Annotated in this window: 17 protein-coding genes and 1 riboswitch; of the genes, 5 read left to right on the top strand and 12 right to left on the bottom strand. The window is 69.6% G+C overall.

The annotated features are described in order from the left end of the window. Positions 1-107: 107 nt before the first annotated feature. From Q0Z83_RS51335 to Q0Z83_RS51345, 3 genes are all read right to left on the bottom strand, one after another. Positions 108-2,075, bottom strand: coding sequence for a precorrin-2 C(20)-methyltransferase (locus Q0Z83_RS51335; RefSeq protein WP_317790848.1), 1,968 nt, complete (start codon positions 2,073-2,075; stop codon positions 108-110). A 318-nt stretch (positions 2,076-2,393) separates the two neighbouring features. Then, positions 2,394-3,011: a precorrin-8X methylmutase gene (locus Q0Z83_RS51340; protein ID WP_317790849.1), complete on the bottom strand. Its 618-nt coding sequence runs from the start codon at positions 3,009-3,011 to the stop codon at positions 2,394-2,396. Between the two features lie 3 nt (positions 3,012-3,014). Continuing rightward, complete coding sequence (locus Q0Z83_RS51345) at positions 3,015-4,700, bottom strand: precorrin-3B synthase (RefSeq protein ID WP_317790850.1); 1,686 nt, start codon at positions 4,698-4,700, stop codon at positions 3,015-3,017. A 104-nt stretch (positions 4,701-4,804) separates the two neighbouring features. Beyond that, a riboswitch (cobalamin riboswitch) is annotated at positions 4,805-4,930 on the top strand. Positions 4,931-4,964: 34 nt separating this feature from the next. On the opposite strand from Q0Z83_RS51345, the gene cobN reads away from it, so the two are divergent. The 3 genes from cobN to Q0Z83_RS51360 all read left to right on the top strand — a co-directional run bounded on the left by cobN (position 4,965) and on the right by Q0Z83_RS51360 (position 10,999). Next, on the top strand, positions 4,965-8,495 hold the full coding sequence (gene cobN, locus Q0Z83_RS51350) for a cobaltochelatase subunit CobN (protein ID WP_317790851.1): 3,531 nt from the start codon (positions 4,965-4,967) through the stop codon (positions 8,493-8,495). A 299-nt stretch (positions 8,496-8,794) separates the two neighbouring features. Further along, a complete protein-coding gene (locus Q0Z83_RS51355) occupies positions 8,795-9,712 on the top strand; it encodes a hypothetical protein (protein ID WP_317790852.1) in 918 nt (305 codons plus the stop codon). A gap of 3 nt (positions 9,713-9,715) precedes the next feature. Further along, the gene (locus Q0Z83_RS51360; RefSeq protein WP_317790853.1) at positions 9,716-10,999 is read left to right on the top strand and encodes a hypothetical protein; all 1,284 of its coding nucleotides are present in this window, start codon (positions 9,716-9,718) and stop codon (positions 10,997-10,999) included. Here Q0Z83_RS51360 and cobF read toward each other — a convergent pair. From cobF to Q0Z83_RS51375, 3 genes are read right to left on the bottom strand one after another with little or no spacing between them, the layout of a single operon-like run. Further along, positions 10,953-11,714, bottom strand: a complete 762-nt coding sequence (cobF, locus tag Q0Z83_RS51365) for a precorrin-6A synthase (deacetylating) (protein ID WP_317790854.1) — start codon at positions 11,712-11,714, stop codon at positions 10,953-10,955. The two genes, Q0Z83_RS51360 and cobF, sit on opposite strands and share 47 nt — an antisense overlap. Before the next feature lie 14 nt (positions 11,715-11,728). After that, positions 11,729-12,532 (bottom strand): response regulator, encoded by an 804-nt coding sequence (locus Q0Z83_RS51370; RefSeq protein ID WP_317790855.1) that lies wholly within the window; start codon positions 12,530-12,532, stop codon positions 11,729-11,731. Continuing rightward, on the bottom strand, positions 12,529-13,599 hold the full coding sequence (locus Q0Z83_RS51375; RefSeq protein WP_317790856.1) for a sensor histidine kinase: 1,071 nt from the start codon (positions 13,597-13,599) through the stop codon (positions 12,529-12,531). Before Q0Z83_RS51375 ends, Q0Z83_RS51370 begins: the two co-directional genes overlap by 4 nt. Before the next feature lie 110 nt (positions 13,600-13,709). Between Q0Z83_RS51375 and Q0Z83_RS51380 the strand changes: the two genes are divergently transcribed. Further along, positions 13,710-14,135: a hypothetical protein gene (locus Q0Z83_RS51380; protein WP_317790857.1), complete on the top strand. Its 426-nt coding sequence runs from the start codon at positions 13,710-13,712 to the stop codon at positions 14,133-14,135. Positions 14,136-14,468: 333 nt separating this feature from the next. Here the strand turns inward: Q0Z83_RS51380 and dinB are convergent, their stop codons facing one another. Next, complete coding sequence (gene dinB, locus Q0Z83_RS51385) at positions 14,469-15,647, bottom strand: DNA polymerase IV (protein WP_317790858.1); 1,179 nt, start codon at positions 15,645-15,647, stop codon at positions 14,469-14,471. Between the two features lie 140 nt (positions 15,648-15,787). On the opposite strand from dinB, the gene Q0Z83_RS51390 reads away from it, so the two are divergent. Then, a complete protein-coding gene (locus Q0Z83_RS51390) occupies positions 15,788-16,201 on the top strand; it encodes an Hsp20/alpha crystallin family protein (RefSeq protein WP_317790859.1) in 414 nt (137 codons plus the stop codon). Here Q0Z83_RS51390 and Q0Z83_RS51395 read toward each other — a convergent pair. From Q0Z83_RS51395 to Q0Z83_RS51415, 5 genes are all read right to left on the bottom strand, one after another. Next, positions 16,115-16,744, bottom strand: a complete 630-nt coding sequence (locus Q0Z83_RS51395) for a carbohydrate-binding protein (protein ID WP_317790860.1) — start codon at positions 16,742-16,744, stop codon at positions 16,115-16,117. The genes Q0Z83_RS51390 and Q0Z83_RS51395 overlap by 87 nt on opposite strands. 71 nt (positions 16,745-16,815) lie before the next feature. Next, entirely contained in the window at positions 16,816-17,847 is a 1,032-nt protein-coding gene (locus Q0Z83_RS51400; RefSeq protein ID WP_317790861.1) for an ABC transporter ATP-binding protein, read from the bottom strand. Beyond that, entirely contained in the window at positions 17,844-18,917 is a 1,074-nt protein-coding gene (locus Q0Z83_RS51405) for an ABC transporter ATP-binding protein (RefSeq protein ID WP_317790862.1), read from the bottom strand. The genes Q0Z83_RS51400 and Q0Z83_RS51405 overlap by 4 nt, the downstream gene beginning before the upstream one ends. A gap of 31 nt (positions 18,918-18,948) precedes the next feature. Then, positions 18,949-19,938, bottom strand: coding sequence for an ABC transporter permease (locus tag Q0Z83_RS51410; protein WP_317790863.1), 990 nt, complete (start codon positions 19,936-19,938; stop codon positions 18,949-18,951). 86 nt (positions 19,939-20,024) lie between these two features. Then, positions 20,025-21,767 (bottom strand): ABC transporter substrate-binding protein, encoded by a 1,743-nt coding sequence (locus tag Q0Z83_RS51415; RefSeq protein ID WP_317790864.1) that lies wholly within the window; start codon positions 21,765-21,767, stop codon positions 20,025-20,027. Positions 21,768-21,847 lie beyond the last annotated feature (80 nt).

Genomic DNA, 21,847 nt, shown 5'->3' on the forward strand with positions numbered 1-21,847 from the left:
CCCCCGGCTGATGCAGTGCGGTTGCCATTCCGGAGCGTGCCTCGAACCCGTCTTCATTCCGCCGCCGGCGGCCGATGGTTCCCCTTCGGCCTCTCGGGGACGCCCGGTCAATCCGGGTAGTGCCGTGGCGTGTAGACCGCCGTGGTGCCGTCGCCACGGGTGACCGCCCTGGTCTGCGACGACCCGATGATCAGCAGGCAGCGCATGTCGACGCTCGCCGGGTCGAGCGCGGCCAGCGTGGTGATCCGCACCGACTCCTCCGGCCCACCGACATCCCGCCCGACCACCACCGGAGTGCTCGGACGGCGGTGGCCGCGCAACAGCTCCAGCGCCCGGACCAGCTGCTCCCGGCGGGTCTTCGAAGCCGGGTTGTAGACCGCGATCACCAGATCCGCGACCGCCGCGGCCTGGAGCCGGGACTCGATCACCGACCACGGCTTGAGCCGGTCGGAGAGCGACAGGATGCAGAAGTCGTGCCCGAGCGGGGCGCCGGCCCGGCTCGCCACCGCCTGCGCCGCGGTCAGACCGGGGAGGATCCGCACCGGCACGTCCAGCCACTGAGGGTCTTCGGCCACTTCCAGGACGGCGGCGGCCATCGCGAACACCCCCGGGTCACCTGACGACACGACCGCCACCCGACGGCCACGTTTCGCCAGGTCCAGCGCGAACGCGGCACGTTCCGCCTCGACCCGGTTGTCCGACGGGTGGCGGCGCTGACGCGGGTTCGGCGGAACCCGGTCCACATACGGCCCGTAGCCGATCAGGTCGTCGGCGTCGGCCAGCGCCTCCTGCGCCTCCGGGGTCAGCCAGTGGCGGGCACCCGGCCCCAGACCCACGACCGTCACCTGGCCGGCCCGGCCGGCGGTCTCGATCCGGCTCAACGCCGCGGCGTTCGCCGCCTCCAGGCTGACCATGTCGGCGTTCGCCGCTACCCTCCGCGCGGTCCCCGACCCGTCCCGGCGCGCGGCTTTCGGTCCTTCGCCTTGCGCGGCTTCCGGTTCTTCGCCTCGCGCTGCCTGCGGCTTTTTGCCTTGGACGGTTCGCGGTCCTTCGCCTTGGGCGGTTTCTGGTCCTTCGCCTGGCGTGGTTTCGGTCTCCGCGTCTCGCGTGGTTTCGGTCTCAGCGCCACGTGTTGTTTCGGTCTCCGCGCTTCGCGTGGTTTCGCTGTCCGCGCTTCGCGTGGTTTCGCTGTCTGCGTCTCGCGTGGTTTCGCTGTCCGCGTCTCGCGCTGAGGGGGAGAGCAGCACGTCCAGACTGGCCGGCCGGCCCGCCGTCTCGACGTCGGCGGTGAACGCGGTGGCTGCCGGGCTCGGCAGCAGGGCCAGCGAGAAATACGGCACGGTCGCCGGATCGACGTCGCGCAGCGGGGCCGAACGCTCCCGGTCGGTGGTGGCACGCTCCACGTACCAGGCGTCGTCCAAGCGGCCGGCCTGCTCCAACGCCTCCCGGACCCCCTCGAAGGTACGGCCCAGCTTCATCACGGCGGCCGAGTCGGTGGTGGCCAGCCGGGCGGCCAGCTCTTTCGGCTCCAGGGTGCCGGGCAGGACGGTCAGCACCTCGTCCCGCTCCATCAGTGGCCGGCCCAGCACCGCCGAGGCGGCGCTCACCGAGGTCACCCCCGGCACGACCGCGGTCTCGTAGCGTCCGGAGAGCCGCTTGTGCATGTGCATGTAGGAGCCGTAGAAGAACGGGTCACCCTCGGCCAGCACCACCACGTCCCGCCCGGCGTCCAGATGCGCGGCCAGTCGGGCCGCCGACGCGGCGTAGAACTCGTCGATCGCGCCCTGGTAACCGCCCGGATGATCGGTCGTCTCGGTGGTCACCGGGTAGATCAGGGCCTCCTCGATCTGGCCCTCCCGCAGGTAGCCGGCCGCGATCGCCCGAGCGTTGCTGCGCCCGTGCCGTGCCGCGTGGTACGCCACCACGTCGGCCGCACCGATCAGCCGCGCCGCCTTGACCGTCACCAGCTCCGGGTCGCCGGGGCCCAGGCCCACCCCGAAGAGCCGCCCGGTCCGAGCCGTCGCCTGCGAGGGAATCGCCGCTGAGGTGTCGCCGCGGCCTGCGTCGTCAGTCATCGAAGTCCTTGCGTGGGTTCTCCGGCCGTTCAACCAGAAGGGATGTCGATCCGGTTACTCGGCCCTGTTCGGCCTTACTCGACCCGTCGGTCTCGCTGGGCCTGTTCGGTCTTGGTCGGCCTGTTCGGTCTAGCTGGGCAGGTTCGGCCTTACTCGACCTGTCGATCTTGCTGGGCCTGTTCGGTTTTGGTCGGCCTGTTCGGTCTAGCTGGGCCTCTTCGGTCTTGCTGGGCAGGTTCGGCCTTACTCGACCTGTCGATCTTGCTGAGCCTGTTCGGTCTTGCTGGGCCAGTTCGGTCTTGGTCGGCCTGTTCGGTCTTACTCGGCTTCTGAGGCGAGGGCGTTCACCGCGGCCGCGGTGATGGCGCTGCCACCCCGGCGTCCGCGCACGATCAGAAACTCCAGGCCCGACTCGGCCAGCGCCTCCTTGGACTCGGCCGCGCCGATGAACCCGACCGGAATCCCGATCACCGCCGCCGGTCGGGGCGCACCCGCCGTGACCATCTCCAGCAGCCGGAACAAGGCGGTCGGTGCGTTACCGATCGCCACCACGGCGCCGCCCAGTCGGTCACCCCACAGGTCCATGGCGGCCGCACTGCGGGTGTTGCCGATCTCCGCCGCCAACCCGGGAACGGATGGGTCACGTAGCGTGCACACCACGTCGTTGGCGGCCGGCAGTCGGGTCCGGGTGACACCTGAGGCGACCATCTCGGCGTCGCACAGGATCGGCGCGCCATCGAGCAGCGCCTTCCGTGCCGCGGTCACCACCCCTGGGCTGAACCGGACATCCTCCACCAGGTCCACCATTCCGCAGGCGTGGATCATCCGGACCACCACCCGCGACACGTCCTCCGGAAGCCCTGACAGGTCTGCCTCGGCCCGGATCGTGGCGAACGACCGCCGGTAGATCTCCGCGCCGTCACGCACGTACTCCATCGCTCAGGATCCCCTCGCCACCGCTATCGCATCTGCCAGCTCAATCGCCCTTGCCGCGCCCTCCGGCCGCCGCATTCCCGCCGCGCCCGGACCGCGCGCCCCCGCCGTCTCCAGCCCGAGCACCGCAGCCCCCGCACCCGGCCGAGCCGCTTCGGTCGTCTCGGCTGGCCGAGCCGCTTCGGCCGTCTCGCCTGGCCGTTTCGCTCCGGCCGTCTCGGCTGGCCGAGCCGCTCCGGCCGCCTTGCGTGGCCGTTTCGCTCCGGCCGTCTTGTTCGGCCTTTCGGTTCCGGCCGAGCCGTTCGGATCGGTTGCGTCCGGCCGGCCTTCCGCCGTGACCGTGAGCAGTGTGGGAATGCCGATCCTCGGTGGTCGCGGGCTCGAGGTCGATGGTCCGACCGGGCCGGAATCCTCGACCGGGAACCGGCCACCGGGCACCGTCGGCTGACGGACGGTGACCGGGATCTGGACGCCCGGCTCTCCGCCACCGGCCGGACGGTGAGTGATCAGGTAGCCGTCGGCGGTCGCTTCGGCGCGCACGTGTGGGCCCGCCGGGCTGCCGCACGCGCGGTCGCACCCCACCCAATGCACCGGGAGGCCGTTGACGAAACGGGCCGCCGCGGTGGCGTCGGAACGCACGTCGGCCAGAGATTTCGCGCAGCCCGGCCGGCCGGCGCAGGCGGTCACCCCGGACCACGGTGAGCCCGACGCCACGGCCAGACCGGCGGTGGCCAGGCGGTCCGCCCAGGTCTCGGCCGCCGACGGCGTCAGATCGGCCACCACGACCCCGCGCCACGGCGTCACGACCAGCAGGTCGGCGTCTTCCAAAACCCTCAGCGGTACGTCATTGAGCCGACCCAACGGCACCAGCGCGGCCACCGCCGAGAGCCCGTCCGCCTGGGGCACCACGCCGATCAGGTCTCCGGGCTCCGAGGCGTCGACAGGCGTCGCTACCTCGACCGGAACGGGCGGCAGGCCGAGCGCCGCCACCAGCCGCGCCGAGACCCGGGCCGGGCCGTCGGCCAGCTCACGCAGCCGCCATGCCGCCGCCCCGCTGGACCGCTGTGCCTCCCGCTCGGCCAGGAACGCGTGGGCGGCGGCGAGGAGCACGGGCACGACGTCGTCAGGATCGGCTCGCAGCCCGGTGTCATGCCCACCGAGCCGAATCACGAACAGGTCGTCGCCGGACGCCGGCCGGGGTCGCGGAACGACCGCACCGGCCACGGTCGGGCGTGGGGCGGGGCCGGTCGGGACCGCGGCCACGTCGGCGGCCAGCGGGACCTGACCGATGGCGAAGAGGAACTTGCCGGGCAGGGCGGCAAGCGCGGCGTCAGCCTGGAGCGCGAGGTCGAGCCGACCTACGAGAGCGCGGACCGTGGATCCCGATAGCGGGGGCGCCGCGATGTTCCGTACGTTGTCATGGGTCTGAGAAGGCAGCAGGCCCGCCGACCGCAACCGGACCGCCAAGGCCGGCGCATCGCTCTGTCGCAATGCTCTGAGCTGCAGGTTGGCCCGGGAGGTCAGCTCCAGACCGCCGTCGCCGAACTCCTCGGCCAGCTCGCGCAGCGAGCGCAGCTGAGCCCCGGACAGCATCCCCCCGGGCAGCCGCACCCGGGCCAGCATGCCGTCGGCCGCGGCGTGCAGCCGCAGCGCGCCGGGACAGGCGTCGGTGTCCGACCAACGGGGAGTCATGGCCCGGATACTACGGCGGGCCCCCGACAGGAATTCACCTCCGTCGTGCGGTGGGTCGGGAGCGTCACAGCGGCCGTTCCACCTTGACGCGGGACACCGGGGTTCGGAAAGGTTAGGGGCCAACGAGCGGCGACGCCGCGGAGGAAGCCGGTGTGAGTCCGGCGCGGTCCCGCCACTGTCACCAGGGGATTCTCTGGGAGCCAGAAACTCCGGTCGCCGTGATGTCCGTCTACCCGGGGCGCGGACCCCGAGGGGGAGTGCGCTGTGTTCCTGCTGCTGTCGACGTCCGACACCGACCTGCTCAGCGCCCGTGCCAGCGGCTCGGCGTGGCGCCCGGCCAACCCGGCTCGCACCGCTGTCGACGACCTGCCCGCCCTCCTCGACGGGGTCGATCTCGTGGTGGTGCGCATCCTCGGTGGCCGCCGGGCCTGGGAGGAGGGCATCGACGCGCTGCTCGCGAGCGGCCGGCCGGTGGTCGTCCTCGGTGGTGAGCAGGCGCCCGACGCAGACCTGATGAAACTGTCCACGGTGCCGGCCGGTGTCGCCGCGGACGCGCACACCTACCTGGCGCAGGGCGGTGCGGAAAACCTCGCGGCGCTGCACGACTTCCTCTCCGACACGGTGCTGCTGACCGGCAACGGCTTCGCCCCGGCGGTCGAGACCCCACAGTGGGGTGTCCTGCCCAGGCCGGAGAGCACCGGCCGGGAGACGGTCGCGGTGCTCTACTACCGCGCCCACCACATGGCCGGCAACACCGCGTTCGTCGAGGCGCTGTGCCGGGCGATCGAGGCCAAGGGTGGCCGCGCGCTGCCGATCTTCACGGCCTCACTACGGACCGCTCCGCCGGATCTGCTGGCCGAGCTACGCAAGGCGGACGCGCTGGTGGTGACGGTTCTGGCCGCCGGCGGCACCCGTCCGGCCACGGCGAGCGCGGGCGGTGACGACGAGGCGTGGGATGTGGGCGTGCTCGCCGACCTGGACGTGCCGATCCTCCAGGGCCTGTGCCTGACCAGCTCGCGGGCCGCGTGGGAGGCCAGCGACGACGGTCTCTCCCCGCTGGACGCGGCGACGCAGGTGGCGATTCCCGAGTTCGACGGGCGGATCATCACGGTGCCGTTCTCGTTCAAGGAGATCGACGAGGACGGTCTTTCGGTCTACGTCGCCGACCCGGAGCGGGCGCTGCGGGTGGCCGGGATCGCGGTCGCGCACGCCCGGCTGCGGCACGTGCCACCGGCCGAGCGGCGCATCGCATTGATGCTGTCGGCCTACCCGACCAAGCACTCCCGGATCGGCAATGCGGTCGGTCTGGACACTCCGGCGTCGACGGTCGCGTTGATCAAGGCCTTCAAGGAGCGCGGATACCAGGTCGGTTCCTTCGCCGACTACGACGGCGACGGCCTGATCCACACGCTGATCGCCGCCGGTGGCCAGGATCCCGACTGGCTGACCGAGGAGCAGCTCTCGGAGAACAAGGTCCGGATCTCGGGTTCGGCCTACGAGTCCTGGTTCGTGACGCTGCCGGAGGACTTCCGGGAGAGCGTCGTGCAGCACTGGGGGCCGCCCCCCGGCGAGCTGTACACCGACGGCGGCGACATCGTGCTGGCCGCGCTTCGCGACGAGAACATCGTGGTGATGGTGCAGCCGCCGCGCGGTTTCGGTGCCAACCCGGTCGCGATCTACCACGACCCCGACCTGCCGCCGTCGCATCACTACCTGGCAGCGTATCGGTGGCTGGCCGACGAGTTCGGCGCGCACGCCGTCGTGCACGTCGGCAAGCACGGCAACCTGGAGTGGCTGCCCGGCAAGAACGTCGGCATGTCCGCTTCGGACGGCACCGACGCGGCGCTCGGCGACCTGCCGCTGATCTACCCGTTCCTGGTCAACGACCCGGGCGAGGGCACCCAGGCCAAGCGCCGGGCGCACGCCACCCTGGTCGACCACCTGATCCCGCCGATGGCCCGCGCCGAGTCCTACGGTGACATCGCCCGGCTGGAGCAGCTTCTCGACGAGCACGCCAACATCGCGGCTCTCGACCCGGCGAAGCTACCGGCGATCCGCGCGCAGATCTGGACCCTGATCCAGGCCGCCAAGATGGACCACGACCTCGGCCAGGCCAATCGGCCTGACGACGAGGAGTTCGACGACTTCATCATGCACATCGACGGATGGCTGTGTGAGGTCAAGGACGTCCAGATCCGCGACGGGCTACACGTGCTCGGTGCGGCCCCGACCGGCGAGGCGCGGATCAATCTGGTGCTGGCCATGCTGCGGGCCAGGCAGATGTGGGCGGGCAAGGTGGCGGCCCTGCCGGGTCTGCGGGAGGCGCTGGGCCTGACCGAGGACGCGTCCACCGCGGAGACCGATCGGGTGGAGGCGGAAGCCCGCGAGTTGATCACGAAGATGGAAGAGGCCGGCTGGCCGACGGCCATTCCCGATATCTCCGACAATCAAGACGTGGTGCGTGTCCTGGAGTTCGCCGCCACCGAGGTGGTGCCCCGGCTCGCCAAGACCACCGACGAGCTCACCCACGTCCTGCACGCGCTCGACGGCGGTTACGTCCCGGCCGGTCCCAGCGGCTCCCCGCTGCGCGGCCTGATCAATGTGCTGCCCACCGGCCGTAACTTCTACTCGGTCGACCCGAAGGCGATCCCCAGCCAGCTCGCCTGGGAGACCGGCCAGGCGATGGCCGAGTCGCTGCTCGACCGCTACCGCGCCGACCACGGCGAGTGGCCCCGCTCGGTCGGCCTCTCCGCCTGGGGGACCAGCGCCATGCGGACCGCGGGCGACGACATCGCCGAGATTCTGGCCCTGATCGGGGTCCGCCCGATCTGGGACCCGGCGTCCCGGCGCGTCACCGGGCTGGAGCCGATCACAGCCGAGGAACTGGGCCGTCCTCGCATCGACGTGACGGTCCGCATCTCGGGCTTCTTCCGGGACGCGTTCCCGCACGTGGTGGCGCTGCTCGACGACGCCTTCAAGCTGATCGCCGAGCTCGACGAGCCGGACAACTACGTCCGCGAGCACGCGCTGCGCGACCAGAGTGAGCACGGCGACTGGCGACGGGCGCGGACGCGGATCTTCGGGTCCCGCCCCGGGGCGTACGGTGCCGGCATCCTGCCTCTGATGGACAGCCGGAACTGGCGGGACGACGCCGACCTGGCCGAGGTGTATGCGGTGTGGGGCGGGTTCGCCTACGGCCGTGACCTGGACGGGGTTCCGGCCCGCGGGGACATGGAGAACGCCTACCGGCGGATCGACGTGGCCGCGAAGAACATCGACACCCGCGAGCACGACATCATCGACTCGGACGACTACTTCCAGTACCACGGCGGCATGATCGCCACGGTGCGCGCGCTGACCGGTAAGGCGCCCGCCGCGTACATCGGTGACTCCACCAACCCGGACCAGGCACGGACCCGCAGCCTGACCGAGGAGACCGCCCGGATCTTCCGGGCCCGGGTGGTGAACCCACGCTGGATCGCCGCGATGCGCCGGCACGGCTACAAGGGCGCGTTCGAGCTGGCCGCGACGGTCGACTACCTGTTCGGCTACGACGCGACCGCGGGTGTGGTCACCGACTGGATGTATGAGCAGCTCGCGGCGAGCTACGTGCTGGACGCGGAGAACCAGGAGTTCATGCGCCAGTCCAACCCGTGGGCGCTGCACGGCATCACCGAGCGCCTGCTGGAGGCGGCCGACCGCAAACTGTGGGACTCGCCGGAGCCGGAGACGCTGGCCGCCCTCCAGCAGCTCTACCTGGAGACGGAGGGCGACCTGGAGGACGGGCCGGCGTAACGGTGCTGGCCCGGCTTGACGAAGGTTATATGCCGAGGTAGGTTTCTAATGCCTCGGTCTGACTGAGGTGAAGTCTAAGTACATTGCCCAGGCTCTTCGCTTGAAGGGCCGACCCCTTCGGGTCGCAGAGCAGGTGCAGGGAGCTACGCGGGTGGGCACTCGTGGGGCTCCGTCCAGGATTCGGTTCGTCCGCCCTGGCACACCACTCTGCTTATGCCATCGGCAGTGTGAATTGTGTGCACTACAGGAAGCCGATCTTTCGGCTTTCTGTATATGCACCTCACACTGAGAGGCAAGTTGTGGAATTCCTTCCCCCCTCCCTGCCGCCCCGCAGTCCGTCTGCGCCGAGCATCGAGCGTGCCTTCGACGCGCTGGTCAGCGTGGTCGGTGAGATGCAGTCTACCGGCCGTTCGATGCGGTCAGCCGGCATCAAGCCGCGCTTGGTAACGATGCTCGGCGGCTTCAACGAGGCCGACTATGGCTTCGACAAGTTCCGTGACTTTCTCAACGCCGCGCAGAAGGCCGGCCGAGTGGAACTGCGTGGTGCCGTGTCTGGTCCGGACCTCGATGTCGTCCTGCCCGAGCGGGAGACGGCGCCTGTGCCGTCTATACGCCCGGTGCAGAGTCGGATCCGAGCCGATCTCTGGGGCACCTTCATGGACTGGACGCCGGGCATCAGCCGTGTCTTCGATTTGGACAACGGTGTAGCGCGGCGGGTGCTTCCGACTGATGACGACGAGATGCGTGAGTTGCGCCGTCGGATCGAGACGAGCGATGGACGGTTCCCCAAGATCGAGCCGGTGTCCCTCGACCTCCAGTTGAACTGGGCCAGAAAGTTCCTGGCGGTGCAGAACAGCGCGAGTGACCGAGAGCAGCTGGCCGACGCGCTCGGCACCGATCGGCCGCTGCAGGAGTTCACTCGGCTCGTCAGGACGATGCCGATCGGCCCCGCATGGGCTTCCTTCCGCAACGGCAAGGTCGCCGATGAGGTCAAGAAGTGGGCCGAGAACAACAATGTGACGCTCGATCCGTATGCGCCTCTGGAACCGCCCACGCCGACGATACGACCGGCGAGCACCACATCGTTGCATCCGCACGGGTCGGGAACCGTCGACATCGATGCGGTACGACAGACATGGCACCAGCTGATCGACCGGATGTCGATCGAGGAGCTGCTGGCGCTGCCCATCACTCTTGGTCAGTTCTACCGGCGGTGATCGGTGTCCTCGCCAAGCTCCGGGCGGCCTGGTCGACCCGATAAGCAGGGTGCCCGCAATGATCTTACGCTTCGCGGCCTGCTCGACGCCGAGCCGCGGGTGATGTCGCCATCGGAGGCTGGCAGTTCACGGATCAGCGGCGTTCTCGACCGCTCGCGCCGCGACCGGAATCGGACGCCCTCTGCTGTCCGGCAGTCGCTGAGCCGTGGCGCTGAGGGCATCAAGCAGATGCAGGCGTTGGTGGACGAGGTCGCGCGGACGCGCGGCCCTCGTGCAGCGGGTCTCGTGCTGTCACTTCTCACGGAGGCGCACCGCTCAGTCGATCTCGGCAACGGGCTTTGGTTTCTGGCTGTGATCGTCAAGGACGACGGGCCGGAGCCGGTAGAGATAGCGGTATGGGCACGGTGTCGTCTGCGGGACACCGAAGGCGGGTGGGTGGCGCCGGAACTCGAGGAATACCAGGAGTGCGCCGTATCCAGCGACGCCGATATCCTGCGGATGGCACTCGAGTTGATCGCGATGGAGGTCGGCTGGGTCCCGCCGCCGTCATCCGGCGATGAGGTGTTCCTCCTGCTCGGCCCGGTCGCCACGCGGGTTATGAACGGCGACGCGCGTCAGGAGCTGAACGCGATGAGTGCCGTGGCTGGCGTGCGCCTCGTCACTGTCGCCGTGCCCGAGGATGCCTCGAGCAGACCGTGGCAGACCGCCCGTCGTCAGGTCCGGGAGTCCGCTCACCGGGTGGTGGCTGTCGCCGCTGAAGACGAGAAGGGTGCCAGGAAGCTTATCGAGTCGATTCGTGACGGCCGACGGCCGGTGACCGTCGTCCTGCCGGAATCGAATCCGCCTGCGCTGGTCGACGGAATCCTCGCGGCTCTTCCGGTCACGGGTGCGCTCGCGTCGACGCGTCCCACCCCCACGAGTGCCCCTACCCGGGTACGGCACAAGATGGTGCTGACTAAAGTCGACAGCGCGCCACACTTCGATGTCATGCGGGAGTCGGGCCGCCTCTGTTCACACAACAACCCGTTCACGGTGACCGCCCGCGGTGCCCCAAAGAAATTCGCGGGCATCGAGAAGTATCTGCTTAAGTATCATGCTGGAGCGGTACTGGCGGTCGCGTACGGGTGCAAGGCTTCGGGCTGTCACATCGTTCGTATTGAATTCGAAGTCGAGACGCCCGCTGGGCCGGTCGGCGACGCCTCGCCCTTGGTCCCACCCCGCCCCCCGCCGTCGGCACTGGTCATCGAGATTCCCGCCCAGGCCGGCGCAGCAGATAGGTGTCCATGATCCAGCCGTGCCGCTCGCGGGCCTCGGTCCGTGTCTTCACGATCTCATCGCCCACCTCGGCGACCGGTCCGGCCGCCAGCAGCTCGTCGGGCGTGCTCACGTAGGCGCCCCAGTAGATGTCGGCGTCCGGGTATTTCGTGAACGCGTGCTGGGCGTCGAGCATCACGACCACGTCGTCGGCGCCTTCCGGCCAGCCCTCGGCCAGCCGACGACCGGTGGTGATCTGGAACGGCTGCCCCACCCGGTTGAGCCCGACCCGGTGCTTGGCGGCCAGCGCCGACACACTGCTGATGCCGGGGATCACCTCGAACTCGAACTCGACCGCCCCACGCTCCAGAATCTCCTCGAGGATGGCGATCGTGGAGTCGTAGAGCCCCGGGTCGCCCCATACCAGGATCGAGCCGGTCTCGTCGTCCTTCAGATGCTCGACGATCAGCTCCTCCAGGACCAGGGACCGCCGGTGCCGCCAGTCGGCGACGGTGCCGGTGTAGTCGGCCGGGGTGCGATCACGATCCGGGTCGCGGCCCTCGATGATCCGCTTCCGCGGCTGCGAGTAGCCCCGGATCAGGCGTTCCCGCAGCTCGATCAGGCTCGCCTTGGTCTCACCCTTGTCGAGCAGGAAGAACACGTCGGTCCGGCCGATCGCCTTCGCCGCTTGCAGGGTCAGATGGTCCGGGTCGCCCGCGCCGATCCCGACTACACAGATCTTCCGCACGCCCTGAGTCTGCCTCACCCCCGGCGGCGGGCCGCCGCCAGGCCGCTGCGATGAGCGATGGCGACGAGTTGCGCGCGACTCGCGGCCTCCAGTTTGGTCAAGATCCGGTGGACGTACGTGCGGACGGTCTCCGGACTCAACGACAACGCCCGCGCGACCGACGCGTTGTCGTCGCCGTCGGCCAGAGCCGCGAGGACCTCCAACTCACGGGCGGTCAGCCGGTCCAGCCGCACGTCGGCGACCGGGCGCGGTGCCGCCGCCGCGTGAGCCATCACCTGCCTGGTCACACCGGGGGAGAGGACCGGCTCCCCGCGAGCGGCGGCTCGGACCGCCTCCCGCAGCGGTCCGGGTGCGGTGTCCTTGAGCAGGTAGCCGTCGGCACCGGCCCGCATCGCCCCCAACACCTCGTCATCGGTGTCGAATGTGGTCAGCATGAGGATCGCCACATCCCGGCCGGCGGGCTCGCCGCGAAGCTCCCGGACGGCGGAGATCCCGTCGCCACCGGGCATCCGGATGTCCATCAGGACGACATCCGGCCGCAGCCGCCGGACGAGAGCGACTCCGGCCACCCCATCAGACGCCTCCCCGACCACCTCGATCGCCGCGGTGCCGCCGAATCCGACCGCCTCGGCCGGTGCGGTGCCACCGAGTGCGACCGCCTCGGTCGCCGCTGTGTCGCCGAGTCCGACCGCCTCGATCGCCGCGGTGCCGCTGGATGTGGGCGCTTCGGAAGGCGGATCGTCGCCGATGAGTAGCGCCGTTATCCCCGCCCGAACCAGTGATTGATCGTCGACGAGCACCACCCGTACCGAAATCATGTGATCGTCTCCAGAGGCAACGCCGCACTGACCCGCCAACCGTGTTCGCTCGGCCCGGCGTCGAGCCGGCCCCCGGCCGCGGCGACGCGCTCGCGGAGCCCGGTCAGCCCGGCCCCGCTCGCTCCCGGCTCGCCGGACACCCCGTCATCCTCGACGCTGACCAGCAGAATCCCGTCGTCCGCGCGGATCTCGACCGCGATGCTGCGCCCCGCCGAGTGTCGGAGCACGTTCGTCACCGCCTCCCGGACCAGCCGGTACGCGGTGGCCGCGGTCGCCGGATCCCCGACCGGTTCGATCGTCGTGCGCACCCGGAATCCCGCGTCCCGGGCGGTGTCCATCAGCGCGTCCAGGTCGCCGAGCGACGGTTCCGGCCGCAACTTGCGAACCGTGCCCCGCAGCTCGGTGAGCGCCTCCGACAGCGCCCGCGCTACATGATCGAGGGCGGCGACCGCGGCATCCGGCCGGCGGGGTGCCTCCTGCCGGGCCACGTTGGCCTGGATCGCGGCGACGGTCAGCGCATGCCCGATCGAGTCGTGCAGTTCGCGGGAGAGTTCCTGGTTGTGCTCGTGGATCCGGCGCTCGGCCTCCAGTTCGATCTGGCGGCCGGTCAGCGTGGCGATCCGGCGGCGGGCCCGGACCAGCTCACCGATGGCGATCGCGGCGGCCATCAGGGCGAGGTGCCCGGTCCCGTCGTAGAGCACCACGAACCCGAAATCCTGCCCCTCGCGCAGCCGGAACACCACCGAGACGACGAGCGCGACCAGACCGGCGGCGATGGCGACCCGGCGATGTCCGGCCTCGGCCGCCGAATACAGCGCGGCGGCCACCGGGACCGCGACCCCGATCGCCGGAAAACCGGCCGCATAATAGGCGAAAAGGCCAAGAACGGTCAGGATCAGCACGGTACGGGAGTGCCGGCGCCGCCCGAGCATCAGCGCACCGAGGGCGGCCGCCCCCAGGTAGGCTCCGACGCTACCGGGTTCGCCACCCAGTCCAGCCGAGGCGATCAGCGCCAGCACCCCGGCGACCCCGGCCGCGAGCGCGACGTCCACCAGCACCTTCCGCACGTCTCCGATGCTAGGCAGAGTTCTCCGGGTCCGGGTACGCCGGAAAGCGACACCTGCCGACGCCGGGCGCGGGATTCGCCGCACCGGCCCGGTCCCTAGCGTCGGATGCCATGCGGAAGGACATCCCCCTGATGATCGTCCTGGGCCTGCTGGCGGCGCCCCGGGCGGTCCTGCACGACCTCGGCCTGATCCACGAACGGACCGGCGTCAACGCGCTGCTGGTCTTCGTCCCGCTGCTGATCTGGGTGCTGGTCGCGGTGACCCGCTCGCCGAACCCGATCCGGCTCCTGCTCGGCGCGGGCGTCGTCTACGGCATCAGCCTCGCCGTCATCCACAACGCACTGTGGAACGGCGAATCGACGGTCGCCGAGCCGTTGGCCCGTGTCGCGATGACCCTGTCCAGCCTGGTCACCGGTGCGGCGGTGGGCGCCATCTGCGGCGGCATCGCCTGGCTGATCACCCGCCGCCGCTCCGCCCGGGCCGAGCCGCGCGGGACCGGCGGATCGCGCCATGACGGCGGCCCGGCCGCCTCCTGAGAAACGCCAGGTGCGCGGCAGCGGCGGGGGCGTGCGGCGGCGGCGAGGGGAGCACGGCGGCGGGGGAGTGCGGCGGCGGCGAGAGGAGCACGGCCCGGGCCGAGCCGCGCGGGACCGGCGGATCGCGCCATGACGGCGGTCCGGCCGCCTCCTGAGAAACGCCAGGTGCGCGGCAGCGGCGGGGGAGTGCGGCAGCAAAGAGGGGCACGGCGGCGGGAAGAGGGGGACGCGGCGGTGAGAGGTGCGCGGCGGCGAAAGGTGGGGAAGGTGGCGGAAGAGGGCGCCGGGAGGGCGGAAATCGAAAGCGACGAACACCCGAGGTCATCCACAGGTTCAGTCGGGAAGGATCGGGACCGACGGGGACATCTCCCGGCCGATCATCGCGGCCCGCCGCAGCGCACCGGACCCGAACCGATCGCGGACCCGGTCGACCGCCGCATCCAGACCGTCGGCGCGGGGCGGCTCGAACGGCAACTCCATCTGCACCGCCCCGTCCCCGTCGAGGTTGCTGACCGCGACTCCGACCAGGGTGAGCCCCCGCTCTCCGATCAGCGGCCACGCCTCGCGCAGTAGATCGACCGAGGTCCGCAGCACCGCCCCGGTCTGCATGGTCGCCTTGAGGAGGCTCCGTGACCGGGTGGCCCGGCTGAAGTCGCCGAACCGCAGCCGCAACGTGATCGTCCGCCCGGCCCGGTGGGCCCGCCGCATCCGCTGGGTGACCCGGTCGACGAGGGCTCCGAGCACCGCCTCGACCTCGGGAAAGCCCCGCGACCCGGAACGCCCGAGCGCACACTGCGCCCCGATCGACCCACGCCGCCGCCCGATCTCCACACGGCGTGGGTCACGGTTGTGCGCGAGTGCGTGCAGGTGCCGCCCGGCGCCGCCGCCGAGCATCGCGACGAGCGCCGCCTCGCCGATCCGGGCGACGTGCCCGACCGTGTGGATCTGCCGCTCGCGCAGCTTGGCCGCGGTGACCGGCCCGACCCCCCACAGTTTCTCCACCGGAAGTGGATGCAGGAACGCCAGCTCCCGCCCGGGTGGCACGACCAGCAGCCCATCCGGCTTGCCGACGCCGCTGGCCACCTTAGCCAGGAATTTGGTCGGCGCCACCCCGACCGTGATCGGCAACCCGGTGCGGGCGCGGACCTCGGCCCGCAGCCCGATGGCGATCTCCTCGGGTGTACCCCTGATCCGGCGTAGACCCTCCACGTCGAGGAACGCCTCGTCGATGGAGATCGGCTCGACCAGCGGTGTGGTGTCGCGGAAGACCTCGAAGACGGCCTTGCTGGCCGTCGAATAGGCGGACATCCGGGGCGGCACGACGATCGCCTGCGGGCAGAGGGCCCTCGCCCGGGCGAGGGCCATCGGAGTACGCACCCCGAACGCCTTGGCCTCGTAGGAGGCGGCCAGCACCACCCCGCCACCGACGAGAACCGGCCGGCCGCGCAGCGCGGGATCGTCGCGCTGCTCGACCGACGCGTAGAACGAGTCCAGGTCGGCATGCAGGATCACGCCGCCACTTTAGTACACATGTTCGACTCTCGGGAGTCGAACGGAGCGGTGGCCGTCACAAAGATGTGGGGGAATCCCACTCCGGAATTCCCGGTTCTCAGACTTGAGTCACCCATGCTCGAAGATTCGAGGAGCCACCCATGCTCACCACCCTCACCGCCCGCGTCCTGGACGGCTCCACCCGCAGCTCAGGCGCCCGGTTCGACGCCTACCGGGTGGACGGCACGTTCCACATCGACATCGACCTGCCGGGCGCCGACACCGCCTCGATCGACATCACGGTCGACGGTGTCGCGCTGACGGTCCGCGCCGAGCGCTGCAGCCCCGAGCGGGAGGGTCCGGCGAGCGCCCGGCAGTTCGCCCTCTCCGAGCGGTTCGACACCGACCGGTTGGAGGCCCGCTACGCCGACGGGGTGCTGAACCTGAGCATTCCGGTCCTGAGCGGTGCGGGCGGCGGCGGGGAGGGCTCAGTGCGCGAACTGGAGCCAGTTCAGGTTGACGAAGTCGCCCCCGTCGTCAGCGGTGAACGTGAGAAAGACGGTGTGCACGCCTGAGACCGGCTGGAGAGCGGCGATGTTCGTACGCCAGGATTGCCATCCGCCGGTGTCGCTCACCGAGAGCTCACCGACCGGCGCGGCGTCCCGGCTGTCCAGACGGACCTGCAACCGGCCGGTGATGCCGGTGCCCGACGCCATCCGGATCTTCACCTGGGCCGCCGGCACGTCGCCGAAGTCGAAGTTGTCGAACCGCAGGTGGTCGTCCCGGTTGATCCAGCCGACGTACTGCCCGCCGCCCTCGTCCTCGACGTCCTCGGTCTCCGCCCCGGCCAGCTCGGTCGCCGACTCGGCCTGGATCACCGGGTAGGGGAGCGCGCTCGCCGACGGCGACGGGTCGGGCTCCGCCGACGTGGCGGTCGGTGCCGCGGCCGAACCGGTGACCACCGCCTGTGGCGTGACCGCCGGGTCGGCCGGGGTGTCCTGCCAGCGCCCGAGCAGATAGCCGACCAGTAAGAGGCCGGCGCCGCCGAGCACGGTCACCACCTTGCGCCGGTTCTGCCAGGACTTGGTGCGATAGACGGTTGGAGATCGCTGATCCACCCGGACAGGGTAAAACGAACCGCCTCCCACACCATCGGCGCGGGAGGCGGTCGTCGATCAGATGCGGTGGATCAGACCACGGCCCCGGTCTCCGGGAAGTGGCAGGCCGCGTTCGAGCCGTTCGGATTCGGCAGGAGCACCGGCGCCTCGGCCGAGCACTTCTCCTGCGCCTTCCAGCAGCGGGTGTGGAAGACACAGCCGGACGGCGGGTCGATCGGCGACGGGACGTCACCCTCCAGCTTGATCCGGCCCGCGGCGCCCAGCTTCGTCACGTCCGGCACGGCGGAGAGCAGAGCACGGGTGTACGGGTGAGCCGGGTTCTCGTAGATCTGCTGACGCGTGCCGACCTCGACCATCCGGCCCAGGTACATGACGGCGATCCGCTCACAGAAGTGCCGGACCACGGCCAGGTCGTGTGCGATGAAGACGAACGACAGCCCCAGGTCGCGCTGCAGCTGACGGAGCAGGTTGACCACCTGCGCCTGGATCGACACGTCGAGCGCGGACACCGGCTCGTCGGCGACGATCAGCTTCGGCTTCAGAGCCAGGGCCCGGGCGATGCCGATGCGCTGCCGCTGGCCACCGGAGAACTCGTGCGGGTACCGGTTGTAGTGCTCCGGGTTGAGACCGACCGTCTCCAGCAGCTCCTGCACCCGCCTCTTCACACCACCGGGCGGCTCGATGCCGTTGACCTCGAGCGGCATCGCGACGATCCGGCCCACCGTGTGCCGCGGGTTCAGCGAGGCGTACGGGTCCTGGAAGATGATCTGGATGTCCTGGCGGAGCTTGCGCAGCCGGTTGCCCTTGGCGTGGGTGATGTCCGCACCCTCGAAGGTGATCTTGCCGGCGGTCGGTTCGAGCAGCCGGACCAGCATGCGGCCGGTCGTGGTCTTGCCACAGCCGGACTCGCCGACCAGACCGAGCGTCTCGCCCGGGCGGACCTCGAAGTTCACGTTTTCCACCGCGCGGACCACGGAGCCCTTGCCCCATAGGCCGGACCGGACCGGGAAGTGCTTGGTCAGGCCCTCGACCTTGAGCAGCGGCTCGCGGGCCGGAACGGTCGTGGTGGCCGGGCTCGCCGCGGAGTCTGCGAGATCAGTCATTGGGCCACTCCTGCGTGCGCGATGTCTTCTGCATACAGCCGCTGCCGGGTCTCGAAGGACATGTGGCAGGCGACGTTGTGCCCGTCCTCACCGGCCGGGCGGAGCTCCGGAACCTCGGAGAAGGAGAGGTTGCCGTTCTGCCCAGCGTAACGACAGCGCGGGTTGAACGAACAGCCCGTGGGCAGGTTGATCAGGCTGGGCGGGTTGCCCTTGATCGGCACCAGGTCGACGTTGGCGTCACCGTGCAGCGACGGCACGCTGGCCAGCAGACCCCAGGTGTACGGGTGCTGCGGCCGCTTCATGATCTGCTCCACCGAGCCGGTCTCGACCGGCCGGCCCGCGTACATCACCAGGACGTCGTCGGCGACCTGCGACACCACACCGAGGTCGTGCGTGATCATGATGATCGCGGACTGGAACTCCCGCTGCAGGTCCTCGAGAAGCTCCAGGATCTGCGCCTGCACGGTGACGTCCAGGGCGGTGGTCGGCTCGTCGGCGATCACCAGGGCCGGGTCGTTGACCAGTGCCATCGCGATCATGGCGCGCTGGCGCATACCGCCGGAGAACTCGTGCGGGTACTGGTTGGCGCGCCGCTGAGGCTGCGGGATGCCGACCCGGTTGAGCATGTCGACGGCCCGGGTGTTGGCCTCCTTCTTGCTCGCCGACGGGTGGTGCACCTTGTACGCCTCGGCGATCTGCACGCCGACCTTGTAGTACGGGTGCAGCGCGGAGAGCGGATCCTGGAAGATCATCGCGACGTCCTTGCCGCGAAGCTTCTGGATCTTCTCCTCTTTCATCCCGACGATGTTCTGGCCACCGATCGAGATCTCACCGGTGATCTTCGTCCGGGCCGGGTTGTGCAGGCCCAGGATCGACATGCTGGTCACACTCTTGCCGGAGCCGGACTCGCCCACGATGCCGAGGGTCTGTCCGCGGCGTACCGAGAAGGACACGCCGTCCACCGCGCGAACCAGGCCGTCCTCGGTCGGGAACTGCACCTTGAGATCGCGTACCTGCAGGTAGGCCTCCGGGTCCACGGCGGCCGCGGCAGGGCTGGTCGAAGTCGTCATTTCGCTTCTTTCCACGTCATCTCTGAACGGCTCAGCCGAGTCGCACGCGGGGGTCGATCACCGCGTAGAGCATGTCGACGATGATGTTCATGGCGACGATGAAGAACGCCGCCAGCAGGACGGTGGCCATGACCACCGGGAGGTTCAGGTCGGAGACCGCCTGCGCGGCCTCGCGGCCGATGCCGTTGAGGCTGAACACACTCTCGGTGATGACGACGCCGCCGAGGTAGGCGCCCAGGTCGACACCGGCGATCGTGATGATCGGGGTGATCGCGGCCCGGAGTGCGTGGCGCCGGTTGACCACCCGCGGGGACAGGCCCTTGGCCCGCGCCGTCCGCACGAAGTCCTCCTGAAGCGTCTCGATCATCTGGGCCCGGGAGAGCCGGGCGTACAGCGCCGAGTTGATCAGGCCGAGCGTGATCCAGGGGAGGAGCATGCCGCCGGCCCAGTCGAGGGGGTTCTCGGTGAACGGCGTGTAGTGCGGGTTCGGCAGGATGCCGGTCGAGTAGACCAGCAGCAGGAGCAGGACACCGCCGAGGGTGTAGGTCTGGGTGGAGGCGAAGCCCACGGAGGCACCGATCGCGACCCGGTCGAAGACCGTGCCCTTCTTCAGGGCGGCCAGCATGCCGAGCCCGATGCCGACGGTGAGGAAGACGACCATCGCGCCGACGACGATGCTCACGGTGACCGGGAGCGACCGTTCGATGGTGTCGGTCACCGGCTCCTTGCTGCGGAACGAGTATCCGAGGCAGGGGGCGGAGCACTCACGGATGGTGCCGGCGTCGTCGATGGTGCGGCCGACGAAGACGCCCTTGACGAAGTCTGTGTACTGCTTGGTCAGCGGTTGATCGAGACCGAGGCTCTTCTCGACCTGAGCGATCCGCTCGGGGGAGCAGTTGCGCCCGCACATCGTCCACGCGGGACTGGACGGCACCGCGAAGAACAGCAGGAAGGTGACGATCGAGATGGCCACCAGCGTGGTCGACGCCAGTAGCAGGCGCTTGATCAGGAAGCGGAGCACGGTTCTCTACATTCCTCTTGACTGGCCACGGCCGGTGGGATGACCGCGGGTTGCGCGGCCATCCCACCGGTGTGACGGAACCTTTGTTACTGCTTGACGAACATCGAGTTGAGGGTCATGTGGCCGTACGAGTCGCTCAGGTACGTTCCACCGATCTTGGAACCGGTGATCTCGTAGTTCCCGATGTAGTACTGCGGGATGAGCGGCGCGTACTTCTCCATGATGAGCTTGTCCAGAGCGGCCCAAGCGGGAGCAGCCTCGGCGACCTTCAGACCCTTGATCCGGTCGATCTCCTTGTTGACCTCGTCCTCGTTGAAGTAGGCGAGGTTCTGGTTGCCCTTGTCACGGATGCTGCGGCCGTCGAGCAGAGCCGGGATGACGGTCGAGGCGGACGGCCAGTCGGCGCCCCAGCCACCACGGATCAGGTCGTACTGGTTGCCCTTGGTGCCGACGCTGTCGTAGTAGGTCGCGGGGTCGAGCGGGGTCAGAACCAGCTCGATACCGGCCTTGGCGTAGACCTCCTTGGTCTTCGCCGCCATCTGCTGACGCACCGGGACGTTCGGGAACGCGTAGGTCAGCTTGATGGGCTGGCCACCGAGCAGTTCCTTCGCCTTCTCCGGGTTACCGGTCTGGCCACCGTCGTAGGCGTTGAAGTTCTGGTAGCCCGCGATGGTCGGCGAGATGATGGTCGAGCCGAACTGGTCGACGCCGCCACGGATCTTGATGATCGCGTCACGGTCGACGGCGTAGTTGAGCGCCTGGCGAACCTTCAGGTCCTTGACCCGGTCGGTGTTGATCCAGGTGTACTCGACGTACTGCGAGGCGCCGGCCTTGACCCGCTCCTTGACCTTCGGGTCGCTGGTGGTCTTGGACAGCACCGCGGCGGGCACGTTCGCCCAGATGAACGCGGTCTGGTCCTCGGCGGCGTCGGCGACGATCCGGTTGGCGCCGGTCTCGGCGTCGATACCGAACTCGACACGGATGCCGTCCGGGTACGCGTTACGGATCGGGTCGGTCGCCGGGTCCCAGTTGGGGTTGCGAACGAAGTCGATGTACTGGTCGTACGCGTGTTCCTTGATCATGTACGGACCCGAGGAGACCGGCTTGCGGTCGTAGTCGCCCTTGGTGTCCTTCGCCTTCGGGACCGGCGCCGAGGTGGGCATGGCCACCGCGAACGGGGTCTCACACTGGGCCTTCGGGAACGTGAAGGTGATCACGTTGCCCTCGGCCTTGAGGCCGGGAACCTCAACGCCCGCGCTCAGGAACGGACCCTTGTAGGTGGTGTTGTACTCCACCTTGTCGGTCAGCCACTGCTGGATGTAGGTCGGGCCCACACCCCAGTCGGGGTCGAACGACCGCGAGATGCCGTAGACGATGTCGGCGCCGGTGATCGGCGTGCCGTCCTCGAACTTCAGGCCGTCCTTCAGGGTGTACTTCCACACCTTGCAGTCGCCGTTGACGTCCTCACCCGCGTTGGTGGCGAGGTCGCCGACCAGCTTCAGGTTGCCCTTGCCGTCCTCCTTGTACCCGGTGAGGGTACGGGCGAACTGGGTCGCCATGGACAGCGCGTCAGAGACGTAGATCTTCTGGGGGTCGAGGTGCTCGAACTCCGCCGCGTGGAGGAGCTTGACGACGCCACCCTTCGTGGCGCCCTCGACAGCCTTGGCCGGGCCCTGCGATTCCGCGGGGTCGGTTGCGATAGTGCCGGTCTGCACCACGTTCTGAGTGTTGCCGGTGCCGGGGGTTTCGTTCGTGGTCTCCGAACAACCGCTGGCAACAAGGGCAACCGCCAGAACGCCGACGGGCAGCGCTCCGAACTTGCGTCGCACTTAGGTTCTCCTTCTCTCAACCGATACGTGCCTGGGCCACGCGACCCGCCGCGGCACGAGCGGAAGTACCGTTTTCAGTT

This window comes from Actinoplanes sichuanensis, assembly GCF_033097365.1.
Taxonomy (GTDB): Bacteria; Actinomycetota; Actinomycetes; order Mycobacteriales; family Micromonosporaceae; genus Actinoplanes; species Actinoplanes sichuanensis.

Bases quoted from the DNA above. Each gene is read 5' to 3' on its own strand.
- Q0Z83_RS51335 (WP_317790848.1), bottom strand. From the start codon at position 2,075: ATGACTGACGACGCAGGCCGCGGCGACACCTCAGCGGCGATTCCCTCG.
- Q0Z83_RS51340 (WP_317790849.1), bottom strand. From the start codon at position 3,011: ATGGAGTACGTGCGTGACGGCGCGGAGATCTACCGGCGGTCGTTCGCC.
- Q0Z83_RS51345 (WP_317790850.1), bottom strand. From the start codon at position 4,700: ATGACTCCCCGTTGGTCGGACACCGACGCCTGTCCCGGCGCGCTGCGG.
- Q0Z83_RS51370 (WP_317790855.1), bottom strand. From the start codon at position 12,532: ATGATTTCGGTACGGGTGGTGCTCGTCGACGATCAATCACTGGTTCGG.
- Q0Z83_RS51380 (WP_317790857.1), top strand. From the start codon at position 13,710: ATGCGGAAGGACATCCCCCTGATGATCGTCCTGGGCCTGCTGGCGGCG.
- Q0Z83_RS51390 (WP_317790859.1), top strand. From the start codon at position 15,788: ATGCTCACCACCCTCACCGCCCGCGTCCTGGACGGCTCCACCCGCAGC.
- Q0Z83_RS51400 (WP_317790861.1), bottom strand. From the start codon at position 17,847: ATGACTGATCTCGCAGACTCCGCGGCGAGCCCGGCCACCACGACCGTT.
- Q0Z83_RS51405 (WP_317790862.1), bottom strand. From the start codon at position 18,917: ATGACGACTTCGACCAGCCCTGCCGCGGCCGCCGTGGACCCGGAGGCC.